At 64.9% G+C, this 25270-nt stretch carries 24 protein-coding genes; 13 read left to right on the top strand and 11 right to left on the bottom strand.

The window, feature by feature from the left end; genetic code table 11:
* Positions 1-75: 75 nt before the first annotated feature.
* The 3 genes from ABIB73_RS26705 to ABIB73_RS26715 form a co-directional block, all read right to left on the bottom strand.
* Positions 76-1584: a glycosyltransferase family 39 protein gene (locus ABIB73_RS26705; RefSeq protein ID WP_354228777.1), complete on the bottom strand. Its 1509-nt coding sequence runs from the start codon at positions 1582-1584 to the stop codon at positions 76-78.
* Positions 1585-1683: 99 nt separating this feature from the next.
* The gene (gene rnhB, locus ABIB73_RS26710; protein ID WP_354228779.1) at positions 1684-2517 is read right to left on the bottom strand and encodes a ribonuclease HII; all 834 of its coding nucleotides are present in this window, start codon (positions 2515-2517) and stop codon (positions 1684-1686) included.
* Between the two features lie 74 nt (positions 2518-2591).
* Positions 2592-3767, bottom strand: coding sequence for a PA0069 family radical SAM protein (locus ABIB73_RS26715; protein ID WP_354228781.1), 1176 nt, complete (start codon positions 3765-3767; stop codon positions 2592-2594).
* Positions 3768-3977: 210 nt separating this feature from the next.
* On the opposite strand from ABIB73_RS26715, the gene ABIB73_RS26720 reads away from it, so the two are divergent.
* Together ABIB73_RS26720 and ABIB73_RS26725 are read left to right on the top strand one after the other, a co-directional pair.
* A complete protein-coding gene (locus ABIB73_RS26720) occupies positions 3978-6365 on the top strand; it encodes a phosphoketolase family protein (protein WP_354228783.1) in 2388 nt (795 codons plus the stop codon).
* A 4-nt stretch (positions 6366-6369) separates the two neighbouring features.
* Positions 6370-7560 carry an acetate/propionate family kinase gene (locus ABIB73_RS26725; protein ID WP_354228785.1) on the top strand — a complete coding sequence of 397 codons (1191 nt, stop codon included), beginning with the start codon at positions 6370-6372 and terminating at the stop codon, positions 7558-7560.
* Here the strand turns inward: ABIB73_RS26725 and ABIB73_RS26730 are convergent.
* Entirely contained in the window at positions 7554-8393 is an 840-nt protein-coding gene (locus ABIB73_RS26730; protein ID WP_354228787.1) for an RMD1 family protein, read from the bottom strand. The genes ABIB73_RS26725 and ABIB73_RS26730 overlap by 7 nt on opposite strands.
* A 411-nt stretch (positions 8394-8804) precedes the next feature.
* Between ABIB73_RS26730 and ABIB73_RS26735 the strand changes: the two genes are divergently transcribed.
* Both ABIB73_RS26735 and ABIB73_RS26740 read left to right on the top strand, forming a co-directional pair.
* Positions 8805-9380, top strand: coding sequence for a glycosyltransferase family protein (locus ABIB73_RS26735; RefSeq protein WP_354228789.1), 576 nt, complete (start codon positions 8805-8807; stop codon positions 9378-9380).
* 62 nt (positions 9381-9442) lie between these two features.
* Positions 9443-10438 carry a bifunctional helix-turn-helix transcriptional regulator/GNAT family N-acetyltransferase gene (locus tag ABIB73_RS26740; RefSeq protein ID WP_354228791.1) on the top strand — a complete coding sequence of 332 codons (996 nt, stop codon included), beginning with the start codon at positions 9443-9445 and terminating at the stop codon, positions 10436-10438.
* Between the two features lie 423 nt (positions 10439-10861).
* Here the strand turns inward: ABIB73_RS26740 and moaB are convergent, their stop codons facing one another.
* On the bottom strand, positions 10862-11425 hold the full coding sequence (gene moaB, locus ABIB73_RS26745; protein ID WP_354228793.1) for a molybdenum cofactor biosynthesis protein B: 564 nt from the start codon (positions 11423-11425) through the stop codon (positions 10862-10864).
* A gap of 161 nt (positions 11426-11586) precedes the next feature.
* Positions 11587-12522, bottom strand: a complete 936-nt coding sequence (ypfJ, locus tag ABIB73_RS26750) for a KPN_02809 family neutral zinc metallopeptidase (RefSeq protein ID WP_354228795.1) — start codon at positions 12520-12522, stop codon at positions 11587-11589.
* 405 nt (positions 12523-12927) lie between these two features.
* Between ypfJ and ABIB73_RS26755 the strand changes: the two genes are divergently transcribed.
* From ABIB73_RS26755 to ABIB73_RS26765, 3 genes are all read left to right on the top strand, one after another.
* Complete coding sequence (locus tag ABIB73_RS26755) at positions 12928-14058, top strand: site-specific DNA-methyltransferase (RefSeq protein ID WP_354228797.1); 1131 nt, start codon at positions 12928-12930, stop codon at positions 14056-14058.
* Between the two features lie 129 nt (positions 14059-14187).
* The gene (locus ABIB73_RS26760; protein WP_354228799.1) at positions 14188-14514 is read left to right on the top strand and encodes a hypothetical protein; all 327 of its coding nucleotides are present in this window, start codon (positions 14188-14190) and stop codon (positions 14512-14514) included.
* Positions 14515-14643: 129 nt separating this feature from the next.
* On the top strand, positions 14644-15330 hold the full coding sequence (locus tag ABIB73_RS26765; protein WP_354228801.1) for a glutathione S-transferase family protein: 687 nt from the start codon (positions 14644-14646) through the stop codon (positions 15328-15330).
* A 67-nt stretch (positions 15331-15397) separates the two neighbouring features.
* Here the strand turns inward: ABIB73_RS26765 and ABIB73_RS26770 are convergent, their stop codons facing one another.
* Together ABIB73_RS26770 and ABIB73_RS26775 are read right to left on the bottom strand one after the other, a co-directional pair.
* Positions 15398-17407, bottom strand: coding sequence for a HAMP domain-containing methyl-accepting chemotaxis protein (locus ABIB73_RS26770; protein ID WP_354228803.1), 2010 nt, complete (start codon positions 17405-17407; stop codon positions 15398-15400).
* Between the two features lie 287 nt (positions 17408-17694).
* Positions 17695-18141: a nuclear transport factor 2 family protein gene (locus tag ABIB73_RS26775; protein ID WP_354228804.1), complete on the bottom strand. Its 447-nt coding sequence runs from the start codon at positions 18139-18141 to the stop codon at positions 17695-17697.
* Positions 18142-18232: 91 nt separating this feature from the next.
* On the opposite strand from ABIB73_RS26775, the gene ABIB73_RS26780 reads away from it, so the two are divergent.
* Positions 18233-19150, top strand: coding sequence for a LysR family transcriptional regulator (locus ABIB73_RS26780; protein ID WP_354228806.1), 918 nt, complete (start codon positions 18233-18235; stop codon positions 19148-19150).
* Between the two features lie 189 nt (positions 19151-19339).
* Here ABIB73_RS26780 and ABIB73_RS26785 read toward each other — a convergent pair whose 3' ends face one another.
* Positions 19340-19960 (bottom strand): glutathione S-transferase family protein, encoded by a 621-nt coding sequence (locus tag ABIB73_RS26785; RefSeq protein ID WP_354228808.1) that lies wholly within the window; start codon positions 19958-19960, stop codon positions 19340-19342.
* 128 nt (positions 19961-20088) lie between these two features.
* On the opposite strand from ABIB73_RS26785, the gene ABIB73_RS26790 reads away from it, so the two are divergent.
* On the top strand, positions 20089-21369 hold the full coding sequence (locus ABIB73_RS26790; RefSeq protein WP_354228810.1) for a flavin-dependent oxidoreductase: 1281 nt from the start codon (positions 20089-20091) through the stop codon (positions 21367-21369).
* Between the two features lie 212 nt (positions 21370-21581).
* On the opposite strand, the gene ABIB73_RS26795 is transcribed toward ABIB73_RS26790, so the two are convergent.
* Entirely contained in the window at positions 21582-22004 is a 423-nt protein-coding gene (locus ABIB73_RS26795; RefSeq protein WP_354228812.1) for a PaaI family thioesterase, read from the bottom strand.
* Positions 22005-22121: 117 nt separating this feature from the next.
* A complete protein-coding gene (mutY, locus tag ABIB73_RS26800; protein ID WP_354228814.1) occupies positions 22122-23240 on the bottom strand; it encodes an A/G-specific adenine glycosylase in 1119 nt (372 codons plus the stop codon).
* Between the two features lie 82 nt (positions 23241-23322).
* On the opposite strand from mutY, the gene ABIB73_RS26805 reads away from it, so the two are divergent.
* The 4 genes from ABIB73_RS26805 to ABIB73_RS26820 all read left to right on the top strand — a co-directional run bounded on the left by ABIB73_RS26805 (position 23323) and on the right by ABIB73_RS26820 (position 25193).
* Positions 23323-23607 carry a type II toxin-antitoxin system RelE/ParE family toxin gene (locus ABIB73_RS26805; protein WP_354228857.1) on the top strand — a complete coding sequence of 95 codons (285 nt, stop codon included), beginning with the start codon at positions 23323-23325 and terminating at the stop codon, positions 23605-23607.
* The gene (locus ABIB73_RS26810) at positions 23579-23902 is read left to right on the top strand and encodes a HigA family addiction module antitoxin (RefSeq protein ID WP_334535905.1); all 324 of its coding nucleotides are present in this window, start codon (positions 23579-23581) and stop codon (positions 23900-23902) included. Before ABIB73_RS26805 ends, ABIB73_RS26810 begins: the two co-directional genes overlap by 29 nt.
* 2 nt (positions 23903-23904) lie before the next feature.
* A complete protein-coding gene (locus ABIB73_RS26815) occupies positions 23905-24393 on the top strand; it encodes a DUF721 domain-containing protein (protein ID WP_354228816.1) in 489 nt (162 codons plus the stop codon).
* Between the two features lie 128 nt (positions 24394-24521).
* On the top strand, positions 24522-25193 hold the full coding sequence (locus tag ABIB73_RS26820; protein WP_354228818.1) for a DsbA family protein: 672 nt from the start codon (positions 24522-24524) through the stop codon (positions 25191-25193).
* Positions 25194-25270: the final 77 nt, after the last annotated feature.

The raw sequence follows: 25270 nt of genomic DNA on the forward strand, positions 1-25270 counted from the left end.
GTGCGTCTCGAAGGATGGGCCGCGGGCCTTCATGGTTCGAGACGTCGCTTCGCGCCTCCTCACCATGAGGGTCGCCTACGTCCCCTTCGGCCGCACGATGGCCCAGCCGATGCGCAGCAACTGCTGGCGGCCGGTCACCAGCCATTCGAATGCGCGCGGCACTTCCGGCACGATATCCGGGAAGCGCTTGAGGATTTCGGGCGGCGGGGTGCCGGCGGTGTCGGAGGCGCGCCAGACCACGACGCCGCCGGTCTCGCTGAACCGCGCCGATGTCATCCACGGCGTCCGCGCTGGCTCGGCATCGATGAAGAGATGCGGGCGGCCGGAATGCAGCGTGATCAGGCTCGCGAGCTGCGTTTCGCCGGCAACCGCGCGCAGACGATGATTGGTGCGGCGGGCAAAGCTGTCGTCGAAGAAGTCCGAGATCGCGCGCGCCGGCATCGAGGTCGCGATCTCGCCGGTGCCGCTCCAGGGCAAAAAAAGCACGGCCAGCACGACACCGGCGGCGGGCGCCACGACGGCCGCAGCCCACACCGTGCGCAGCATCCGTGCGCGGCGCATCGCGATGAGATCCCCGGCCACCACGACCACGGCGAGACCCGACATGGCCAGCACGACGCCGGCGCCACCGACGACGGCATCGAGGCCGAACACGCCGGAGATCAGGACGGCGCCGAGCGCAGGCGCCAGCGCGAAGAAGTAGACGAAGTAGCGCGCGAGCAGCTCGACCGGCGGCCGGTAGATGATCGGCGCCTCCTCGCTCTTGCCGGCGAACAGGCCGGTGTTGAGGAACGTCAGCACAGGGATTGCCGCCGCGCCGAGCACGAGGCCGCCGAGCAGCCAGGCCGCGTGCAGCGCACGGGCGTTCAGCTCAGAGACGTGTGGCAAGGCGGGCAGGACAAGCGTCTCGGCGCGCATCAGCCAGACCGCATAGGGCAGCGCCAGCACGGCGACGACGATCAGCGCGAACAGCGGATCGAGCGCACGCAGCGTCCGGCGGCCGCCGGCGGTCGCGACCGAGAAGATGACGAGCAGCAGCAGGAGGAAGATTGCCGCGGGCGTCGTCAACAGCAGCAAGCCGGCCTCGATCGACCAGGCGAACCAGGCCGTGCCGCGGCGCTGGCCGATGATCTGCCACGAGTGCAGGAGCAGCAGCATCCAGAGCGGCCGCGCCAGCACCAAGGGGCCGAAGTCGAGCGCGGGCGAGGAAAAGGCCAGCACGGTCATGGTCAGCAGCACGGCAAGCACGGCCTGCTGGGCGCCGACCACGGCGCGGGCCAGATGATAGAGCGTGATGAAGGTCGCGATCTCGCAGAGCTCGGCCAGGACGTAGACGCCGAACATGTGGCCACCGGCGGCGCGATAGGCGATGTCGGCGAGCCAGATCGGCAAGGGCGGGCCGAGATCGGTGCCGACCTGGTACTCGCGACCGAAAGCCAAGAGGGTCGCGAGGCTGCCGGGAGGGCTGCGGTAGAACACGAGTGCCACGAACAACCACATCGCGGCCTGCAACAGCACGGCGATCCACACGATCAGCCGCGGCCGGGCGCGAATGAGCTCGATGACCAGGGAGGTAAACCGCATGCAACGTCCGCAAGATGCAGCCAACCCGTCCAGCCGGCCCTATTCGCTCAGGAGTGTTTTGATAAAGGTCGCTGCGCGTCGTGGCAACGACAGTCTGGTCTAGAGGCCCGCTGAAGCATCGATTTCGACGGCCGTCTCCACCTGCACGTCGACCTCGGCGACAGCAAACAAGTCCCGCACCGGCTCGACCGTCCAGGGCATGTGCTTGGCGCGAGCGGCAGCAACCGGGGCGAAGAAGCTGCGGTGGTGGATGGAGGGGCCGAGACGGTCGAGCGCGTCGAGATGGTCCGGGACGGCGTAGCCCTTGTGCTGTTCGAAACCATAGCCCGGGCAGTCCTGCGCCAGCGCGCACATCAGCCGGTCGCGCGTCACCTTGGCGACGATCGAGGCTGCGGCTATCGACAGCACGATGCCGTCACCGCCGATCACGGCCTCGCAGTCGCACGCCGTGTCCAGCCGGTCACGGCCGTCGACGAAGACGTGCCTGGGCGACTCGGGCAGCGCCACCACCGCGCGCTTCAGCGCCCACAGCGATGCGCGCAGGATGTTGTCGCGGTCGATCCGGGAGCGGGAGGCAACAACGACCGAGACCTGCGCGGTCGCGCAGATCTTGTCGAACAGCCTTTCACGCTGCTCTGCGGTCAACCGCTTGGAATCGTCGATGCCGCGCGGAATGCGGTCGGAATCGAGGATCACGGCAGCTGCCACCACGGGGCCCGCAAGTGGCCCGCGGCCGGCCTCGTCGCAGCCTGCGACCGGCCAGATCCCGCGCTTGATCAGCGCGCGCTCACGGCGGAAGGTCGGCGAAGCGACGGCGATGATGCCCTTGCCGGCAGCGGCCTTGCCAGACTCCGCCTTGCCGGCTGTGGCCTTCGCAGCCTTTTGAGGCGCGGCCTTTTTGGCCGGCTTGCTGGCGGACTTGTCCCGAATCATAGGCGGGATCGTGCGCAAGCGGTCCGGGATGCGCAACCGGGAACTCCGGACAATTCCCGTTATTCAGCGACTCGTCAAAACAAACTGAGCTGATCACCGTTCCGCTTCGGCCTGGCAAAATGATCCGTCGTCAGTTTTGCGCGCCGCTTGTTGATCCCGAGCCTGTCGCAAGCGATCTCGAAGCGGCGGCCGATGGTCCAGGCCATCGGGCCGGTGCCCTTCATGCGCTCACCCCATTTCGCGTCATAGTCGCGCCCGCCGCGCATGTCGCGGATCAGCGTGAAGACGTGGCGATAGCGGTCCGGATAGTTCGCCATCAGCCATTCGCGGAAGAGATCGCGCACCTCAAGTGGCAGCCGCAGCAGCACGTAGGACGCTTCCTTGACGCCGGCATGGGCCGCTGCATCCAGGATGCGCTCGATCTCGGAATCGTTCAGCGCGGGGATGACGGGCGCGACCATGACGGTGGTCGGGATGCCGGCATCCGAGAGCTGTTTGAGCGCCTCCAGCCGCTTCGGCGGCGTCGACGCCCGCGGCTCCATGGTGCGCGCCAGTTTCGGATCAAGCGAGGTGACGGAGATCGCGACCTTGGCGAGGTTGCGTTTGGCCATGCGTGCGAGAATGTCGATGTCGCGGGTCACCAGCGCCGATTTGGTGACGATACCGACGGGATGGCTGGTGCGCTCCAGCACCTCCAGAATGCCGCGCATGATTTTGCGCTCGCGCTCGATCGGCTGATAGGGATCGGTGTTGGTGCCGATCGCGATCATCCGCGGCTCGTAGCCGGACGCGGCGAGCTCCTTCTCGAGCAGTGCAGGCGCCTCGGGCTTGGCGAACAGCTTCGACTCGAAGTCGAGCCCCGGCGACAGGCCTAGATAGGCATGCGTCGGCCGTGCGAAGCAATAGACGCAGCCGTGCTCGCAACCGCGATAGGGATTGATCGAACGGTCGAAGCCGATATCGGGGGAGTCGTTGCGGGTGATCACCTTGCGTGAGGTGTCGACCGCAACAATGGTCTTGAACGGCGGCAGCTCCTCCAGGCTCTGCCAGCCGTCGTCGAAGGCGACGCGCGCCTCGGCTTCAAAGCGGCCGCTGGCATTGGATTGGGCGCCTCGCCCTCGCCTGCGCTGGCGATCGATCGCGACCGCCAGCTCAGGAAAGTCGGCAGGGATATCTGAAAGCGCACCCGCCGGCTCGGAGGGCGCCGTGACCGGCGGGTGCTTGAGAGCATGAGAGGATGCTGGACTCATGAAGCCAACATAGCACGCCAAAGGAACAAATCAAGAACACAAACAAAAAACGTGAAAACAACCCCATGCAAAGTAGAGCTGCCCAAACTTCGCGCGCGTTCCTTTGACTTCACGCAACACCGGCGTCGCCGCGAACCCGTTTGATCCCGCCGAAGGATCGATCGCCCCCGAACACCGTTGGTGACGATCCCGGTGAAGGTCGGCAGGAACATGACAAATCAACGACAATCGGGCGCCGCGAGCAGTGAACTCGATCTCCTCGATCGCTACTGGCGTGCCGCCAACTATCTGTCCGTCGGGCAAATCTATCTGCTGGACAATCCGCTGCTGCGCGATGCCCTGCGGCCCGAGCACATCAAGCCGCGTCTGCTCGGCCATTGGGGTACGACGCCCGGATTGAACTTCATCTACGCCCATCTCAACCGCGTCATCCGCGCGCTGGACCTCGACATGATCTACGTCTGCGGTCCCGGCCATGGCGGCCCTGGCATGGTCGCCAACACCTATCTCGAAGGCAGCTACAGCGAGATCTATCCGAACATCGGGCGCGACGCGGATGGATTGCGCAAGCTGTTCAGGCAGTTCTCCTTCCCCGGCGGCATTCCGAGCCACGCGGCGCCGGAAACGCCGGGCTCGATCCACGAAGGCGGCGAGCTCGGCTACGCGCTGGTGCATGCCTATGGCGCGGCGTTCGACAATCCCGAACTGGTTGTCGCCTGCGTCGTCGGCGACGGCGAGGCCGAGACCGGCCCGCTCGCGGCGTCATGGCACTCGAACAAGTTCCTCAATCCCGCACATGACGGCGCGGTGCTGCCGATCCTGCATCTCAACGGCTACAAGATCGCCAACCCGACCGTGCTCGGCCGGATGCGCGACGAGGAGATCCGCGATCTCTTCCGTGGGCTTGGCCACGAGCCGCTGTTCGTCGAGGGCGACGATCCCAAATTGATGCACCGGGCCATGGCCGACGCGCTCGACGTCGCGCTCGCCAGCATCCGCTCGATCCAGCAGCACGCCCGCGACGGCCGCAAGAGCGTCGAGCGGCCGCGCTGGCCGATGATCGTGCTGCGCAGCCCGAAGGGCTGGACCGGCCCGAAGGAGGTCGACGGCAAGAAGGTCGAAGGCTTTTGGCGCGCGCATCAGGTTCCCGTCGCAAATTGCCGCGAGAATCCCGCGCATCTGAAAATTCTCGAAGACTGGATGCGCAGCTATCAGCCGGACAAGCTGTTCAACGCGAACGGCGCGCTCATGGCCGAGCTCCAGGCGCTCGCACCGGAAGGCCACCGCCGCATGGGCGCCAATCCGCATGCCAATGGCGGCTTGTTGAAGAAGGAACTGAAGCTGCCTGACTTCCGCAGCTTAGCACTCGATGTGCCGCAGCCCGGCGGTGTGACGGGAGAAGCGACGCGCGAGCTTGGAAAATTCCTGCGCGACGTCATCCGCCTCAATGCGCAAGAGCGCAACTTCCGCATCATGGGTCCGGACGAGACCGCGTCAAACCGGCTCGATGCCGTGTTCGAGGCGACCGAACGGGTCTGGATGGAGCCGACCGAGCCCTACGACGTGCACCTCGCGCAGGACGGCCGCGTCATGGAGGTCTTGAGCGAGCATCTCTGCCAGGGCTGGCTCGAAGGCTATCTGCTCACCGGCCGGCACGGCTTCTTCTCCTGCTACGAGGCCTTCATCCACATCGTCGATTCCATGTTCAACCAGCACGCCAAATGGCTGAAGGTCACCCGCCATCTGCCGTGGCGGCGCCCGATCGCCTCGCTCAACTATCTCCTGACCTCGCATGTCTGGCGCCAGGACCATAACGGCTTCAGCCATCAGGACCCCGGCTTCGTCGACCTGGTTGCCAACAAGAAGGCGGATATCGTCCGCATCTACTTCCCGCCGGACGCCAACACGCTGCTATGGATCGCCGACCACTGCCTGCGCACCTATGACCGCATCAACGTCATCGTCGCCGGCAAGCAGCCGGCGCCGCAATGGCTCTCGATGCAGGACGCGGCCAACCATTGCGACGCCGGCATCGGCATCTGGACCTGGGCCGGGTCGGAGGACGCGAATGGCGAGCCCGATGTGGTGATGGCCTGCGCCGGCGACGTGCCGACATTGGAGACTCTCGCCGCCGTCGACATCCTGCGCAAGGCGCTGCCGGATTTGAAGATCCGCGTCGTCAACGTGGTCGACCTGATGACGCTGCAACCGAAGGAGCAGCACCCGCATGGCCTATCCGATCGCGACTTCGACAGTCTGTTCACGCCCGACAAGCCGGTGATCTTCGCCTATCACGGCTATCCCTATCTGATCCATCGGCTGACCTATAACCGCACCAACCATGCCGGGATGCATGTGCGCGGTTTTGCCGAGGAAGGGACCACGACGACGCCGTTCGACATGGTCGTGCTCAATGGGCTCGATCGCTATCACCTCGCGATCGAGGCGATCGAACGCGTGCCGGGCCTTGCAACCAAGGCCGCCCAGGTGAAGCAGCAGTTCCGCGACGCGCTGATCGAGCATTCGCGCTACATACGCGAGCACGGCGAGGACATGCCTGACATCCGCGACTGGGTCTGGCCGGGCAAGGCGGGGTGACGTTATGCCGGTGTCCGACACGGTGCTCGTTCTCAATGCCGGCTCGTCGAGCATCAAGTTCGGCCTGTTCGATATCGCCGCGGCCGAACCTGCCCTGTTCTGCAAGGGCCTGCTTGACGAGCACGAGGCCAAGCCGCGGCTCGTCGTGAAAAGCCCCTCGGGAGAGAATCTCTTCGAGAAGCAAAGAGCGGCGGCTGATACGGACGGCGATCATCTGTTGGGCGACGTGCTGGCCTTTGTCGAGGACCGTTTTGGTGAGCACTGCTTGCGCGCCGTAGGCCATCGCATCGTTCACGGCGGGCCTGATTATTCAGGCCCGGTCGAACTGACGGACGATGTCTACGCGAAGCTGGAAGCACTGACGCCGCTGGCGCCCCTACATCAGCCGCGCTGCCTGGCACCGGTGCGCACCATCAGGGTGATCCGGCCTACCCTGACGCAGATCGCCTGTTTCGACACAGCTTTCCACCATGGCCTGACGCCGCCCGCGAGCCGCTTGGCCATTCCGCGGCGTTACGAGGCGCGCGGCATCCGGCGCTACGGCTTTCACGGACTTTCCTTCGAACATGTTGCGGGCCGCCTCGGTGAAATCGCGCCCGAGCTCGCGGCCAGGCGCACCGTCATCGCCCATCTCGGCAACGGCGCGAGCCTCTGCGCACTTCACAACGGCCGCAGCGTCGACACCACGATGGGACTGACGCCGCTCGACGGGCTGGTGATGGGAACGCGCTGCGGCACCATCGATCCCGGCGTCCTGCTCTATCTGCAACAGCATGAGAAGATGTCGGTCGAGGATGTCGAGCACCTGCTCTATCACGAGTCAGGCCTGCTCGGCGTCTCCGGCATCTCTGCTGACATGCGCACGCTGCTTGCGAGCGGCGAGGCCGCGGCACATGAGGCTGTCGATCTCTTCACCTTCCGTGTGGCGCAGGAAGTCGCGGTGATGGCGAACACGCTTCAAGGGCTGGATTGCCTCGTGTTCACCGGTGGCATCGGTGAACACAGCAACGACGTCCGTGCAGAGATCGGCGAACGTCTGGCCTGGCTTGGCGTGCGTATCGATCCCGTTGCGAATGACGCAACGCGCGAACGCATCAGCGGCAGCGACAGTGCCGTCGACATCTTCGTCATCCCCACCAATGAGGAACTGACGATCGCACGGCATTGCGCCGCGATGCTGCAAGGCGCTCAGTGAATGCCGGTATAAATCTGGAAGCAGCCGATCGCGACCTCGATCACGATCAGCACCACCACCGCAATTTCGAGGCGCAGCGAGCGCTGGGTGTCGATGATGTCGGTCAGCGCATTTGCGGTCGCCGACACGGCCGTGAGCTTGCGCTCGAGCGTATCCAGACGTTCCTTCAGTTCGTACTCGTCTTCGAGGCGCGCATAGAGCCGGTCGAGCTCCGGCTTCTCCCAGAGCACGTCGGGCTTCTCGGCAACGGCGACGCGGCCCGCCACGCGCTGCTGGACCAGCAGCGCGTTGCCGATCAATCGCAACATGCCCTTGCGCCGGGGCGGCGTGCGGCCGCGCTCGGCGAGCTTGCGCGCGAAGGGCTCGATCACATCGAAGACCGCGGCAACGCGCCGCTCGTCGCGCGCCAGCGATGTGCTCTTGGCGAGCGCGTCCGCAATCAGGAGCAGCCGGTCGTCGGAGAATTTGGCCAGGCAGATCGGGCCGCCCGGCTGGATCGCCTCGGCGTTTTCGTCTTTGCAGAGCTGCGCCTGCGCGGTCTCTTCCTCATAGGGGCTGAGCTCGCCGATCACCCGCGGCTTGAGGCTATCGATCAGAACCTTCTCCTCCGACGGAAGGAGGCCGATCAGCACCACGACCCCGTAGCGGAAGATCACGGCAAGGCCCGCATGGACGCGGAAGGCGGCCGGCGTCGAGGACACCAACGGGCCGAGCTCGAGACCCGAGGCATTGATGCGGTCGCCCAGCATCAAGGCACGGATCCGCAAGGTCGGCGCGGCCTCCTGTTTCGGCGATGTTGGCGTCGTGCCAATGGACAATTGATCGACGTTCACGCGGACATCCTGTACGGGCCACGGCGAAGCGACCGGCCGGTGGGCGGTGTGGGCGTAACCCGGCGGCAGCTGGCCACATGCTTCGGACGGATGACGTCGCCTCTTTCCATCATTGCAGGTTTTTCCTGGCCGAGCCGTCGATCGCGATACCGACGCTTGCGAGAACGTGATCGGCAGATGCCCGACAATCGCGTCGGCGATATCCGGTTTCCTACGGTCACGTGAGCGTTTGCCGAAACATTCGGCAATATGGCCACCCTGCGCGCGACACATTCGGCTGCGATGGTTTGGCGGGTTTACCATCGAACGCCGAAGCGCGGCCAAAAAGTTGCGCTCGGCAGCGCAGCATGTTTATGACAACATCATAACAAGCTACGCTTCTCCCGAAGTCGCAGATACCGAAGCCCAATCATGTTGAGCGTCATCATTCCGACCGAAGGCGTCGAGCAGACGGCGGTCGCAACTCTGGCCGCGCTGGTACCGGGTGCCGCGGCCGGCATCATCCGCGAAGTCCTCCTGATCGACGGCACCCGCAACGGCGTCATCGAGCGCGTTGCCGACGTCGCCGGCTGCCGTTTCATCGGCTACGAGGGGTCGTCACAAGGCGCAGCGCTGGCCGCCGGCGCGCTCCAGGCCCGTTCGCCCTGGCTGATGTTCCTCCCCGCCGGCGCCGTGCTGGAGACCGGCTGGATCGAGGAGACCACCCAGTTCATCCAGGCCGTCTCGGCGAGCGGCCGGGATCGTGCGGCCGTGTTCCGATACGCTCGTTCCCCTTACGCAGATACCGGGTTCCGCGACTTCCTGCGCTCCATGGTGCGAAAGCTTGCCGGCCCCCTCGGCGATCAGGGACTTTTGATCGCGCGTGATCATTACGACCGGATCGGTGGCTATCCACCCCAGGCCCGCCGTTCCGAGGCGCGCCTTTTGCGGCGGCTCGGCCGCTCATCACGCACGCTGCTGCGGAGCCGGATCGTCATGGTCGGGTGAGCACATCAAATACTTGCCAAAGTCAAATAGTTGATTGACAATGGCAAGTATCGAGGTGCCCCATGCCATCAAGCCCGACGCATTCGACTGACCCGTTTTCCGGCGGCCAGGTCTTCGAGGATCAGGTCTCCGAGGACCAGGTTCTCGCGGTTCGCGCCTTCAACCGCTTCTACACCCACAAGCTCGGCGTGCTCGACCAGCGGCTCCTGAAAAGCCCGTTCTCGCTGAGCGAGGCGCGCGTGCTCTACGAGCTCGCTCATGGTGGTAAGCAAACTGGCGGCGAGCAATCGGCCAAGGAGATTGGCGTCGCGCTCGGGCTCGACGCCGGCTATCTCAGCCGCATCGTGCAGAATTTTGACGAGGGCGGGCTGATTGCGCGCAAGCCGCTCGCAAGCGATCGCCGGCAATACCAGTTGAGCCTGACCGCGAAAGGCCGCCAGGCTTTCGCCAAGCTCGAACGCGTGACCCAGGACGACGTCGCCGCGATGCTGCGGCCGTTGCCCGGTGAGGACCGCAAGAAGTTGACCGGCGCGATGGAGACGATCGAGCGGCTGCTCGGCCTGCCGCGCACGCCGGCGCGAGCTGCGACCTTGCGCGATCCGCGTCCCGGCGACATGGGTTGGGTGGTGCAGAGCCACGGCGCGCTTTATGCCAGCGAATACGGTTTCGATTCCGGCTTCGAGGCGCTGGTCGCCGAGATCGTCGCCAAGTACATGACATCCTATGACGCCTCGCGCGAGCGTTGCTGGATCGCCGACATCGAGGGCCGCCCGGTCGGCTCGGTGTTTCTGGTGAAGGCGAGCGACGACGTCGCCAAACTTCGCCTGCTGCTGCTCGATCCGGCCGCGCGCGGACAGGGCCTCGGCCAGCGGCTGGTCGCCGAATGCGTCTCGTTCGCACGCGCCTGCGGTTATCGAAGGATGACGCTGTGGACGCAGAGCAATCTGATCGCCGCGCGAAAAATCTACGAGGACGCGGGCTTCAAGCTGACCGCGACCGAGCCGCACCGCAGCTTTGGCCAGAACCTGATCGGCGAGACCTGGGAGCGCGATCTCTGATGCGTCCGCGGCACGAGCTCGCGAACAACGTCGCCGCAGAGCTTGTCGATCTTTACAAACGCCGTGCCCGCCGGCTGCGCGCGGAGGCATGCCGGAATTTGCGGCGGATGGTGTGGGGTTCGCTAAGGCGGAAGAAGTAGCAACGGTCACTGGATCACCAGGCGCGATGCGCATTATTGCGCCCTCGCCCCTTGTGGGAGAGGGCAGCACCGCTGGTAGACGCGCACTCACTAGGGTGAGGGGTCTGTCTCAGCGAGCATCAGTGCGCGCGGATAGACACCCCTCATCCGGCGCCATAGCCGAAGCTTCGCTTCGGCGTTCTCTTAAGAACGGCGGCCGAAGGCCGCCTATGCCACCTTCTTCCACATCCGCCTTCGCCAAGGCTTCGGCGGACATGAGGGGAGTAGGGAAGAAAGCAAGCGCTTAGACCGTCGCGCCTTGCGCCTTCGGCCGTCGCAAATGCTCGTCCAGCCGCGGCATGATCTCGACGAAGTTGCACGGGCGGGTGCGGTAGTCGAGCTGGGCGGCGAGGATGCCGTCCCAGCCATCGCGGCAGGCGCCGGGAGAACCAGGGAGACAGAAGATATACGTCGCTCCCGCAACGCCCGCGGTGGCGCGGCTCTGGATCGTCGAGGTCCCGATCTTGGCGTGGCTCATCATATGGAAGGCGATCGAGAAACCGTCCATGCGCTTCTCGAACAAGGGCTCGATCGCCTCCGGCGTGACGTCACGCCCGGTAAAGCCGGTGCCGCCGGTGGTGATGACGACGTCGATGCCGGCATCCGCAATCCAGCGGCGGATCACCGCGCGGATCGCCTCGACGTCGTCGGTGACGATCTCGCGCGCGGCGAGATGATGCCCAGCCGCGGTGAGGCGATCGGCGAGCGTCTGCCCGGACTTGTCGTCGGCGAGCGCGCGCGTGTCGGAGATCGTCAGCACCGCGATGTTGAGCGGGATGAACTGTTTTGATTCGTCGATGGAGGGCATTTCAACGCACCTTCTTTCCCGCCCACCGACGTCATCCTGAGGTGCTCGCCGTGCGGTGCAAGCGCATCGCAGGGCGAGCCTCGAAGGATGGGCCACGGGCTCGCCATCCTTCGAGGCTCGCCAAGGGGCGAGCACCTCAGGATGACGTCACAACCAGTGTACTACAATGCCCCGCTGCCGAACGTGTTGCAGGCCTGCACCGTGCCCTGCTGATAGCCGGTCATGAACCACTGCTTGCGCTGCGCGGCCGAGCCATGGGTGAAGGAATCCGGCACCACCCTGCCCGTCGCCTGGCGCTGGAGCGTGTCGTCGCCGATCGCGCTCGCCGTGGTCAGCGCGGCGTCGATGTCGCCGGCTTCGAGGAAGCCAGGCCGCTTCTTCTCCTCGCGGTTGACCCAGACGCCCGACAGGCAGTCGGCCTGGAGCTCCACCTTGACCTGAAGCGCGTTCGACTCGGCCTTGCTGCCGGCCTGCTGCTGGAGCCGCGTCACGCGCGGGATGATGCCGAGCAGGTTCTGGATGTGATGGCCGGCCTCATGCGCGATGATGTAGGCCGCGGTGAACTTGCAGGCGTTGCCGGAGCAGCCGCGGAAGCGCGTCTCGACCTCGCGGAAGAAGCCGGTGTCGAGGAAGATGGTCTTGTCAGGCGGGCAGTAGAACGGCCCCATCGCCGACTGCGCCATGCCGCAGCGGCCGCCATTGGTGGCGTTGCGGAACAGCACGATCCTAGGACCGGTGTAGGACTGGCCGCTGGCCTGGAAGATCTCGCTCCAGCGATCGTCGATCTCGCCGAGCACGCCGGCGATCATGCTGCCCATCTCGTCGGTCGGCGCACCGCGCTTGGCGGTCGAGGACGACTGGCGATCGGTCTGGTAGCTCGGTGCCTGGCCGCCGCCGGTGAGAATCTCCGCGCCGCCGATCAGGATGCGCGGATCGATGCCGAAGGCGTAGCCGATCAGGCCGAGCACGATGACGGTGCCGATGCCGAGCCCACCGCCGCCCATCGGCAGACCGAACCCGCCGCCTCCGCCGCCGCCACCATCATCGCCGCGACGATCCTCGACGTCGTCGCTGCGGCGGAAATCATCATATCGCATGGCGGGCTTCCCTCAGGTCGTCGATTGCACGGCGTGGGCACGCAGAAACGCGAAAAGCTCAGCGTGCCACAGACGTAAAATTTCCATTGCGTTAATCAATATCCCGCTCGGCAATTATTGCCTAGTGCGGCAGCGTGCCGGGGCCAGCAATTTTTTCCGAGGATCGTGCAGTTTTTTCCGAGGGAAATTTGCAGTCTCGACTGCTCCCGCAACGCGAAGAAGCACGAAATACACTGCAAAACACGGAGAATGCGCGCAACGAACCACGCGCAAAGCGCGATGCGACGCCTGCTCACAAAAGCAGCGGGTTAAGTCGATTTTTACTTTGCCGCTTCAATGTAACGGTCAGTCGGTTGTTTGGTCCCGCGTCGCCGACAGCGTCGCCTGAGTCAGAGTTCTTGAGTCATGGTAGAGTCGCGTCGCGGGGCGTCTGCAAGGGCGCCCCGCACAAATTTTGAGTCCGCCTCGCATCGCATCATTCTCGGTGATTGCGTCGCCGAGATGTCGAAGCTTCAGGCAGGTTCGGTCGATCTGGTGTTCGCAGATCCGCCCTACAACCTCCAGCTCAAGGGCGATCTCAAGCGCCCCGACGAATCCCATGTCGACGCCGTCGACGACGACTGGGACAAGTTCGATTCGTTTTCCGCCTATGACGATTTCACCCGCGCCTGGCTGCTCGCCGCGCGCGCTGCGATGAAGCCGTCGGCGACGATCTGGGTGATCGGCTCATATCACAACATCTTCCGCGTCGGCGCGATCATGCAGGACCTCGGCTTCTGGCTCCTGAACGACATCGTCTGGCGCAAGTCCAACCCGATGCCGAATTTCCGCGGCCGCCGCTTCACCAACGCGCACGAGACCATGATCTGGGCCGCGCGCGACGAGAAGGCCAAGGGCTATACCTTCAACTACGAGGCGCTGAAGGCGGCCAACGAGGACGTGCAGGCGCGTTCCGACTGGCTGATCCCGCTGTGCACCGGCGAAGAACGCCTCAAGGGCGCCGACGGCAAGAAGGTTCATCCGACGCAGAAGCCGGAAGGCCTGCTCGCGCGCGTGCTGCTGTCGTCGTCCAAGCCCGGCGATCTCGTGATAGATCCCTTCAACGGCACCGGCACCACCGGCGCGGTCGCAAAGCGCCTCGGCCGCTCCTATATCGGCTTCGAGCGCGACAAGACCTATGCCAAGGCGGCAGAGGCCCGCATCGCCGCGGTCGAGCCGCTGCCGGAGGAGAGCCTCGCTCCCTTCATGACCGCGCGCGACGCGCCGCGGGTCGCGTTCTCCGAGCTGATCGAGCGCGGCATGATCATGCCCGGCACGAAGCTGTTCGACGCCAAGAAAAAGCTCGGCGCGCTGGTGCGTGCCGACGGCGCCATCATGCTCGGCGACAAGGTCGGCTCGATCCACCGCATCGGCGCGGTGGCGCAAGGGGCTGCCGCCTGCAACGGCTGGACCTTCTGGCACGTCGAGACCAAGAAGGGCCTCAAGCTGATCGACGAACTCCGCGCCGAAATCCGCGCAGGTATGGCGGCGGAGTAGTTTCCCTCTCGATCGTCATTCCGGGGCGCTCGCAAGGCGGGCGAGCCCGGAATGACGAGGGGTGGTTGAAAGCCGCCACCGTCAGGACTAGATTTGACCGATTAGCCCCGTCCTGACCGGCCGGCTCCCATGCGACGACAGTCCGAGACATTGCTGCTGGTGCCGCTCCTGCCGATCTTCCTGGTTGGCATGTTTCCGATGTTCCTGATCGGGCTGTTGGGATTCTTCGGCCTTGCCCTCTTCGGCGTGCTCATTGTTTGCGTCGGGCTCGCCAGCAGCAACGAGGCCCACGACGCCTTCAATCACGACGTCATCGTTCACGGCTATGCGCGGGGATCGGAACGCGCCACGCAGGCCTCCAACATGCACACGGCGACGCGGCTGGCCCTGCGGCTCGAGGCCGTGGGTGCGGCCATGATAATTACGGCGGCGATCGGCCTCTGTTACGCCGGCTGATCTGCGCGGCGCGCAGATACCGTACGGCAAACTCGCCGGTTGTGCCCCCGGACCAGGTTCAGGCAAGAGAAGGACGCCCGCGGCATGACGCTGCGTTCGTTCTCTAAAACGGGAACTGGGGAGACAAACATGCTCAAGTTCTATTTCAACGGATCGCCCAACCCGACCAAGGTCGCGCTTTATCTCGAAGAAGCCGCCCTGGCGTTCGAGCCGGTAAAGGTCGACACCCGCAAGGGCGAGCAGTTCACGCCGGACTATTTGAAGATCAATCCGAACAGCAAGGTACCGGCGATCGACGATGACGGCACGATCGTTTTCGACAGCAACGCCATCCTGCTCTATCTCGCCGAGAAGACCGGCAAATTCCTGCCCGCCGCCGCTGTGCGCGGCGAGACGCTGTCATGGCTGATGTTCGTCGCCACCGGCGTCGGGCCCTATTCAGGCCAGGCCGTGCACTTCAAGCATTTCGCGCCAAAGGACCAGAACCACGACTACGCCCACAACCGCTACCAGTACGAGACCGATCGCCACTACAAGATTCTCGACGGTCACCTCGCTGGCCGCCGCTACATGGTCGGCGACAGCTATTCGATCGTCGACATGGCGCTGTGGGGCTGGGCGCGGATGGTGCCGTTCAAGCTCGGCGACGACGCCTTCACGCGATATCCGAACGTGAAGCGGCTGGTGGACGAGATCACCGCACGCCCTGCGGCGGCGCGTGCGATCGCGCTGAAGGACAAGTTCACCTTCAAGGCCGAAATGGACGACGAGGCCCGCGGCAACATGTTCAGGCACATGACGACCAAGGTGGCCTGATCGCCCTACGCCGTTGTTTGAGGCCACGCGCATGCGCGTGGCCTTTTGCTTTTGCGAGGCGTGTCGACTAGGCCGCGTGGACCGAGTTCAGGAACCTGGCGACCTCTTGCTTCAACCGGTTGCTGTCGGCCGACAGCGAACGCGCCGCCGACAGCACCTGCGAGGAGGCCGAGCCGGTCTCGGAGGCGCCGCGCTGCACGTCGCCGATATTGGTCGAGACGCGCTGGGTGCCATGGGCTGCCTGCTGGACGTTGCGAGAGATCTCCTGCGTGGCGGCGCCCTGCTCTTCCACCGCGGCTGCAACCGTCGACGAAATCTCCGACAGCCGCTCGATGGTGCCGCTGATCTCCCGGATCGAGCCGACCGACTCCTCGGTCGCGGCCTGGATGCCCGACACCTGCTGGGCGATCTCGCCGGTGGCTTTCGCGGTCTGCTCGGCCAGCGCCTTGACCTCGGAGGCGACCACGGCGAAGCCTCGGCCGGCCTCGCCCGCCCGCGCCGCCTCGATCGTGGCGTTCAGCGCCAGCAGGTTGGTCTGGCCGGCGATGGTGCTGATCAGCTCGACCACATCGCCGATGCGGGCGGCGGCCCTGGAGAGTTCACTGACGCGATCGTTGGTCCTGCTCGCCTGGCCGACGGCCTCGCTGGCGATGCGGGCGGACTCCTGAACCTGACGCGCGATCTCGCTGACCGAGGAGGAAAGCTCTTCGGTGGCGGACGCAACGGCCTGCACGTTGGCCGTGGCTTCCTGCGACGCGGACGCCACTTCGGTCGATAGATCCTGCGCGTGCGTGGCGGTCGCCGTCAGCGTGCCGGCCGAGGCTTCGAGCTCGTGCGATGCGGACGACACGGTGTCGACGATCTCGCCGACCGCCTGCTCGAACTGGTCGGCCAGCCTGACCATGTCGGCCTTGCGGCTCTCGGCCTGCCGCGCCTCGAGCTCGGTCTGCTCGTGACGCAGGCGCTCGGTGGCGACCATGTTGTCCTTGAACACGTCGATCGCCTTGGCCATGTCGCCGATCTCGTCGGCCTTGCCGCGGCCGGGGATCTCGACCTCGAGATTGCCGCCGGCAAGCAGCCCCATCGCGCGTGTCATCGAGGTCAGGGGACCTACGATGCTGCGGGCGATCAGGAAGGCGACGATCAATCCGAACAGGGTGGCGAGGCCGCCTGCGATCTCCTGCACGGACGTCGTGCCGTCGATCACGGCTTCGGCGGTGGCGCGCGACTCCTTGTAATCCTTCTTGAGGGCGGTCTCGGCAACCTTGAGCTTGCCGATGCTCTCGACGATCAGGGGCGCGAGGCTCTTGTGGTAGATCTCGTCGGCCTGAAGCATCGCCGCGGATGTCGTCTCGAATGCGGATTTGTAGATTCCGAACGAGGTCTTCACCGGAGCGATGGCAGTTCGCAATTCCGCCGCCTGCGGGCTCTTTTCGAGCGCCGCGAGCCGTTGCGCCGCCCTGTCCGCATTCGTGCGGAAATTCGCAGGCCCCTTGGTGTCGCGCAAGGCCAGGAAACGCCAGTTTGCGATTTGAACGAGAAGGAGCCGGGATTCGAGGTCTGCGACGAGCGCTGCGGTGTCTTCATCAGCGGATGCGCGCGCCGCATCGACCAGTTTGCCCATCTTGACGGTCAGCTCATCGCCGCTCGGCAACAGTGTCGCCTTCCCGGTCCTCGCCTCATTGACGGCGTCGCCGAGATTGTCGCGCAGGGTCTTCATCTTCGCGATGTCTTCGATAAGATCGTTGTAAAGCTTCCGCCGCTCGTCGGAGAGCGTTCCCTTCGCCCCGACCTTCAACAGCTCGGTCGCAGCAGTCTCCCGTTCCGACGCCTCCCTCATCGCGGGCTCGTTGGCGTCGTAAATGTAACGCAAATTGGCCCGCTGGATCGCCTGGAGATGGGTCGAGATCTCGAGCACCCGCGCGGTGCTGTCCGAAAACGCCGAGGCCTTTGCGACCTGCTCCTGCACCGCCCGCAAATTCCAGACGGCAACCACCGCCATGACGAGACCAACCGCCACCAGGGCCATGAAACCTGCGTACAGGCGTCCCCTGATCCGCAAACCAAACTTCGGCATTCCCACTGTCCACCCAGAAGCATGTGAATTCGAGCGGCCGAACAACTCCGGCGATCGTCACCGGCCACCCTGGCAGCCACGCGTCGCGACCCGGCGACCCACGCTGCACCGCGACACAATGGGGGACACTCGTTAATTGAACCTTCAAATTCTTCGCGCGCACTCAAGTCGGCCCGCACAAAATCTGCTGATTTTATCAGCAGTTGCGCAAGGTTTTGGCGCAAGGCCAGCAGCGGCCGGCGACAAAGGCTCGCCACCGGCCGAGGGCATCCCATATCCAGTTCGGATCAACCGGCCGCCGTGCGCCGTGCCGACTCTGGAAATGGCCCCAGCGCCTTCTCGGTGAGGACCGAGTCGCAATATTCCCGGATCTCCTTGATCTTGCCGTCCTCGAGACGAAACACCAGGCAATAATCGTTGTCGTAGCGCACGCCTTCCGGGGTGACGTTGTCGCCCTTGGCTTCCACCACGACGATGTCACCATCGGCGATGAAGCGGTGGGCGACAGTGCGCGTCCGGTCGCGAAGGCGGGTCCGCACGTAGCCGTGCAAATCATTCATGATCGCCTCCTTTCCCATGAAGGTGCGCGACCAGGAGTACTGGCCGGTCACGACCCATTTGGCATCGTCGGCAAGGCTTGCGGTGAACAGAGCGCGGTCGCGCGCGGCCGGATCGGGATTGGCGGCGGCGGCAAAGATATCCTGCATCAGTTTCTTGTTGGCGCTCGCGCTCATGGCGGCATCTCCTTGTGGTGGCAACACGGAGATGATCGCTGCTCGATGAGAATTCTTCAAATCGATAGAGGATATGATATCTATTCGCCTCATGAATTTGAATTCGCTCGACCTCAATCTCCTCACCGCGCTCGACGCGCTGCTGCGCGAGGCCAATGTCAGCCGCGCCGCCCTGCGCATCGGCCTGTCGCAGCCGGCAACAAGCCACGCGCTGCAACGCCTGCGCGACATCTTCGGCGATCCGCTGCTGGTGCGCACCGGTGCGCGGATGGAGCTGACGCCCCGGGCGCAAGCGCTACGCGCACCGCTGGCGCAGGCGCTCGACCAGGTGCGCGGGCTGTTCGTGTCGGAGGACTTCGACGCGGCGCGCAGCGAACGGCAATTCCGGCTGATGATGCCGGATCTCGCAGTCGAGCTCTTGATGCCACCCTTGATGGAAAGGGTGACGCAGGCCGCGCCCAACGTCCGCATTGATGTCGTGCCGTGGCGGGGGCCGGCGATCTTCCACGTCGAGTTCGCCCGCACCATCGACCTCGTGATCTCGATCGGCAACGCCTTTCGGGGTTTTCACCGCCAGTTGCTCTACACCGACAGCGATGCGCTCGCGGTGCGGCGCGACCACCCCGGGGCTGCGAAGCTGAAGCGGCGCGAGGTGTTCCTGGCCGCGCGCCATGTCGGCGTGATCATCCGCGGCAATAGCGAGGATTTGATCGACACCTGGCTCCGGGCCAAGGGCATCGAGCGGCACATTTCGCTGGTGGTGTCAGGCTATCTCGAAGCGCTGCACGTCGCCGCCCGCACCGACCTCGTCGCCTTCGTGCCGCGCCGGCTGATCGCGGCGCTGTCAAAACAGCTCGGCCTCGCCGCAGTGACACCGCCGCTCGATCCCGGCATCGACGAGCAGTTCATGTTCTATCCGACGCGGGCACAGATGGATCCCGGCTCGATCTGGCTGCGGCGGCTGATGCTGGAGACGGGGCGGGAGCTGGAGAAGCGGAAGGCTGGATAGGATGCAGCTTCAACAAACACAGTGTCGTCCCGGACAAGCGCGCCCCAAGCGCGCGCCGATCCGGGACCCATAGCCACAGGAAGAAGTGGTTACGGGGACTCGGAGTTACCGCCTTCGCGCCACAACCGCTCCCTGTGGTTATGGGTCCCGGGCCTGCGCTTACGCTTGCCCGGGACGACACCGGGGTTGTTACCCCTTCTGCGCGTCCATCACCTTGCGCACGGCGGGGCGGTCGGACATCCGCTTGAAATGATCCGCGATCTTCGGCGTCGCGTTGATGTCGACGCTGTCGCCTTCGAGCCAATTCGAGAGCGTGTGGAGATAGGGATCGCAGATCGTGAACTGATCGCCCATCACCCACGGCCCCTTGAACATCTTCTGTTCAATCAGCGAGAAGCAGGCGCTCATGGTCTTCGGGATCATCGCCTTCATGTCGGCGAACGAGCTCTCCTGCGTCGCCCAGCGCGCGCCGCGCATCTTGTGGGCATGGTTGATGTGCACGGTCGAGCAGAGATAGGAGTTGAACGACTGCACCTGGGCGAAGTCGAAGTGATCGTCGAGCGGCGCGAGCTTCGCCTTGGGGAAGGTTTGCGCGATGTACGCCAGCATCGCCGGCGTCTCGGTGAGGACGCCACGATCGGTCACCAGGGCCGGCACGCGGCCCTTCGGGTTGATCGCGAGATAATCCGGGCTGTTCTGCTGGTTGTCCTTGAAGCTCAGCCGTTCAGCCGTGTAGTCGGCGCCGGCCTCCTCCAGGGTCATGTAGGTGGCGAGCGCGCAGGTGCCGGTGGCGTAGAAGAGCTTGAGCATGTCTGACCTCATGGGAAAGCTGGAAATTAACGGCTGTCGTCCCTAAGGTCTATAGCATGACATTCTCTTCGCAGTTGCCCACATCCGCCCGGCTGTGCCAAGACGCCCGCAATCGGAGGGGTTTTGTCATGACCGTACTCATCGCCGGTGGCGGCATCGGCGGGCTGACGCTTGCGCTCAGCCTGCACGGAATCGGCGTTCCCGTAAAAGTGTTCGAGAGCGTCGCGGACCTGAAGCCGCTCGGCGTCGGCATCAACGTGCTGCCGCACGCGGTGCGCGAGCTGATCGAGCTCGGGTTGATGGACAAGCTCGACGCCAGCGGCGTCCGAACCCGTGAGCTCGCCTATTTCTCCAAGCACGGCAAACCGATCTGGAGCGAGCCGCGCGGGCTGGAGGCCGGTTACAAATGGCCGCAATTCTCGATCCATCGCGGCACGCTGCAGCAGCTCCTGCTCGACACCGCGATCGAGCGGCTCGGCCGCGAGAACATCCTCACCAGCCATCACCTGACCGCGTCGAGCGAGACCGCCGACGGCATCCGCGCTGACTTCATCGACAAGGCGACCGGCAAAGCCGCAGGCACCTACGAAGGCGCGATCCTGATCGCCGCCGACGGCATCCATTCTGCGGCGCGCGAAAAGCTCTATCCGCAGGAAGGACCGCCGATCTGGAACGGCCGCATCCTCTGGCGTGGCGTCACGCCGTCAAAAGCCTTCCTCAGCGGCCGCACCATGATCATGGCCGGCCACGAGATCCTGAAATTCGTCTGCTATCCGATCTCGAAGGCGCCCGATGCCGCCGGCAACCATTTGATCAACTGGGTCGCCGAGCGCCACATGCCGCCGACCTATCAGTGGCGCCGCGAGGACTATAACCGCACCGCGCGGCTCGAGGAGTTCCTGCCCTGGTTCGAGAGCTGGCAGTTCGACTGGCTCGATGTGCCCGGCCTGATCAAGAACTGCCCGCACGCCTATGAATATCCGCTGGTCGACCGCGATCCGGTGTCGCAATGGACCTTTGGCCGCACCACGCTGATGGGCGATGCCGCGCATCCGATGTACCCGATCGGCTCGAACGGCGCGTCGCAGGCGATCCTCGATGCCCGCGTTATCACCCGCGAGATCCTGGCACATGGTCCCACGACGGCGGCGCTGCTCGCTTATGAGGCCGCGCGAAGGCCTGCGACCACCGACCTCGTCCTGCTCAACCGCAAGAACGGCCCCGAGCAGGTGATGCAGCTGGTCGAAGAGCGCGCGCCGGACGGCTTTGAGGTCGTCACCGACGTGCTGTCGCAGCAGGAGCTGGAAGACGTCGCCGCGAACTACAAGCGCGTGGCGGGCTTCCAGGTCGAAGCGCTGAATGCCAAGCCGCCGATCGTGAGTGGGGATGCGAAGCGGGTGGGGGCGTGAGTTTTTCTAGCGAGATGCACGTTGATGTGCCCTCGCCCCTTGTGGGAGAGGGCAGCGACGCAGGTGGACACAGACTCACTCGGGTGAGGGGTATGTCTCGGCGCGCGACTCTTGCGACTCTCTTGCGTTAGCGTTCGCTGAAGCGACCCCTCATCCGGCGCTTCGCGCCACCTTCTCCCACAAGGGGAGAAGGGACATCGCGCGCGGCCCGGCTATTTGCCCACCACCCTCGCCGCCTCCAGCAACCGCTCGCTCGCCGTTGCCGTCGCCAGCACCGTGCCGTCCTCGGCCATCAGTTTGGCCTCGACGAACGCGATGGTTTTGCCGAGTTGCGTGACCGTCGCCTCGGCGATGATCGGCCCGGGCTTTGCGGGCGCCAGAAAATTCACGGTCATGCTGATGGTGGTGGTGTAGAGCCGGCCTTCGCTCATCACGAGCACGGCCGGCCCCATCGTGTCGTCGAGCATGGCCGAGAGCATGCCGCCCTGGATGAAGCCCGCCGGGTTGCAGAACTCGGGCTTGCCCTCGAAGGCGAGCTTGATCCAGCCATCCTCGGGACGGGCATCGAGCAGGCGCCATCCCAGCAGCTCGGCGCAGGGCGGCCTCTTGAAGTTGTCGAGCGCGGTCTTGACCATGCGAAACCTCCGTTGCCGTCAACAGGTAGCGTAGGCCTGCTGACATCATCGTGTCAGCAGTCGATACGCCGCAGCGCGACACTCCTGGGAAATGCGGAAAGATGTACGAATGAGGTTTCAGCCCAATCCATGCGCGATCACCTTGCGCATGACGTTGGGCAGCGCCTCATCGGCAAGGGTCGCGATCGGCACCCAGCGCATCCCCTCGGGCGCCCGCGTGCGGGCTTCGGCCTTCGCCGTATAGACCACCACCTCCAACGGAAAATGCGTGAAGACGTGGGTGACCACGCCGACCTTCCGCTGCCAGCGCGAGAGCCCCTTCAGTTCCGGCACCTGCTGCTTCGCCGTCTTGTCCTCCTGGCCCGCGAGCCAGTCTGAGCCCGGCACCTCGGTCATGCCGCCGAGCAAGCCCTTTTCTGGCCTCGTGCGGACGAGCAGCTCGTCGCCGCGCGTGACGACGAAGGCAGCACCGCGCCGCAGCGTTCCGCTCTTCTTCGGCGCCTTGCGCGGAAATGTTTCCTGGGTGCCCTGCGCACGCGCGACGCAATCCTCGTTCAGCGGACATAGCGAGCAAGCCGGTTTCTTTGGCGTGCAGATCGAGGAACCCAGATCCATCAGCGCCTGCGCGCTGTCGCCGGCGCGAGACTTCTCGTCGCCTGCGCGAGTATCCGCCAGCAACGTCGCGGCCAGTTGCTGGATCAGCGGCTTGGCCTGCGGCAGTTCCTCCTCGACCGCGAAGAGGCGTGACACCACGCGCTCGATGTTGCCGTCGACCGGCATGGTGCGGCGATCGAAGGCGATCGCGGCAATCGCGGCGGCCGTATAAGGCCCGATGCCCGGCAGTGCACGCAGCCCCTCCTCGTTATCGGGAAAGGCCCCGCCATGGTCGCGCGTCACCGCGACAGCGCAGGCATAGAGATTGCGCGCGCGCGAGTAATAGCCGAGCCCGGCCCACATCCGCAGCACGTCGTCCAGCGAAGCCCGGCCGAGCGCGCTGACATCCGGCCAGCGCGCGACGAACTTTTCGAAATAGGGCCCGACAGCCTTCACCGTGGTCTGCTGGAGCATGATCTCCGAGAGCCAGACCCGGTAAGGGTCCGACGTCTCGCCGGAAGCGGCCCGCCAGGGCAATCGGCGACGGTGGCGATCGTACCATTGGAGCAGCAAGGCGGGACGAGCGGGCGAGGTGCGCGCCGCTGACCTCTGTTCCTTCTTGAGCGCGGTTGTGGAAGGCATTCGCCTTTCCTAAAGCAGGATTCGGTCTGTGGCCAGCACGCCAGAACGTTGCGCGCTATAACGCCTTACGTTATACATGGACATGATCCAGAGCTTCGCAAACTCCGAGACAGCGTTGATCTGGTCCGGGCGGCGAAGCCGAAAGCTGCCGCCAGATATTCAGAACGTCGCTTTGCGAAAGCTGCGCTTGTTGAATCAGGCACGCGTGTTGGTCGATCTCAGGGTTCCCCCGGGCAACCGGCCGGAAGCGCTGAAGGCCGACCGCCTGGGTCAACATTCGATCCGGATCAATGATCAGTGGCGCATCTGCTTTGTTTGGGACGAGGGAGGACCGAGAGATGTCGAAATCGTCGACTACCACGGCTAGGAACGGGCTCCTCCGCAATCCCCATCCGGGCGAAATCCTGCTGGAGGAATTTTTGAAGCCGATGGAGCTCAGCCAGAACGCGCTGGCGCGCGCCGTCCGCGTGCCGCCACGGCGGATCAACGAGATCGTCCTCGGCAAGCGTGACATTACAGCCGACACGGACCTGCGGCTCGCCCGCTATTTTGGTCTGTCGGAGGGCTTTTTCCTGGGCCTCCAGATGGATTACGATTTGATGCAGCGGCGCCGCGAGATCGATCGCGACTTGAAGGCCATCCGGCCCCGCGCGGCAGCATAGCTATGGCCCGCTTTTCCAAACCTGGCCCGATCAGCGCAAAGCCGCTGTCGCTGCTGCTCAACGACGTCTTTGCCGAGGCCTATGCCAAGCAGGGCTTTGCCGCGCGCGAGCTGGTGACACGTTGGGCGCAGATTGCCGGACCGGAGATCGCGGCCCATGCCGAGCCCCTCAAGATGCAATGGCCGCGGCCGGTCGAGGGCCAGCCACAGGAGCCGGCGACGCTGGTGCTGCGGGTCGAGGGCCCGATGGCGCTGGAGATCCAGCACTCGGCCGACGTGATCCTGGAGCGGGTCAACCGCTTCTTCGGCTGGAGCGCGGTCGGCAAGCTGGCCTTCCGCCAGGCGCCGCTGTCGCGGGCCCGTCGGCCGGTCCGGCCCGGCCCGCCGGACCCCAAGAGCGTCGCCAAGGTGGCGGAGAGCCTGGGCGACATCGAAGATGAACAATTGAAGACGGCGCTGGCGCGGCTCGGGGCCGCCATCAAGCGAAATTGAGCCTTATTCCGCCGCTAATCTGGACCCGTCCTTGCCGCTCGCCATTGCCTCAAACCACGTTTCAAGCTAGCGACAGGCCGCCCGAACGGGAACTTCGGGCGACGCCACGCCAATCCCGGGAGCCGACCTTGATCATCACCCGCCGCGCCTTCACCACGATGCTGTCGCTGACCGGGCTTGCCGCGCTCGCCGGGCTCTCCCCGCTGCGGTTCATCTCCGAGGCCATGATCCCTGAAGCAATGGCGCAGGCCGCGACCGATGTCGCCAAGCCGGTGTCGCTGCCGGACATGGCGCTCGGCCCGAAGGACGCCGCCGTCACCATCACCGAATTCGCCTCGATGACCTGCCCGCACTGCGCCGCCTTCAACGAGCAGGTGTTCCCCAAGATCAAGTCGGAATACATCGACACCGGCAAGGTGCGTTACATCTTCCGCGAGTTCCCGCTCGACATCAAAGCCGCCGCCGGCTCGATGCTGTCGCGCTGCATCGCCAATGGCGACGCGCCGAAATACTTCGCCGTCACCGACATGCTGTTCCGCCAGCAGAACGACTGGGTGGTGAAGAATACCACGGAGACGCTGACGCGGATCGGCAAGCAGGCCGGCCTCACCCAGCAGCAGGTCGAAGCCTGCCTGAAGGACCAGGCGCTGCTCGACAAGATCGCCGCCGACCAGAAATATGCGAGCGACGTTCTGAAGGTCGATTCCACGCCGACCTTCTTCGTCAACGGCGAGAAGATCAAGGGCGAGACCTCGTTCGAGGAATTCGCCAAGAAGATCAATCCGCTGCTCAAGAGCTGATTTTCACGCTCAACGCCTGATTCGCATCTCAAAAGCCGTATCTTTCCCGTCACAAATCCCTTGGGAAAAGCGGCTTT

Source organism: Bradyrhizobium sp. F1.4.3 (assembly GCF_040548375.1).
GTDB lineage: Bacteria > Pseudomonadota > Alphaproteobacteria > Rhizobiales > Xanthobacteraceae > Bradyrhizobium.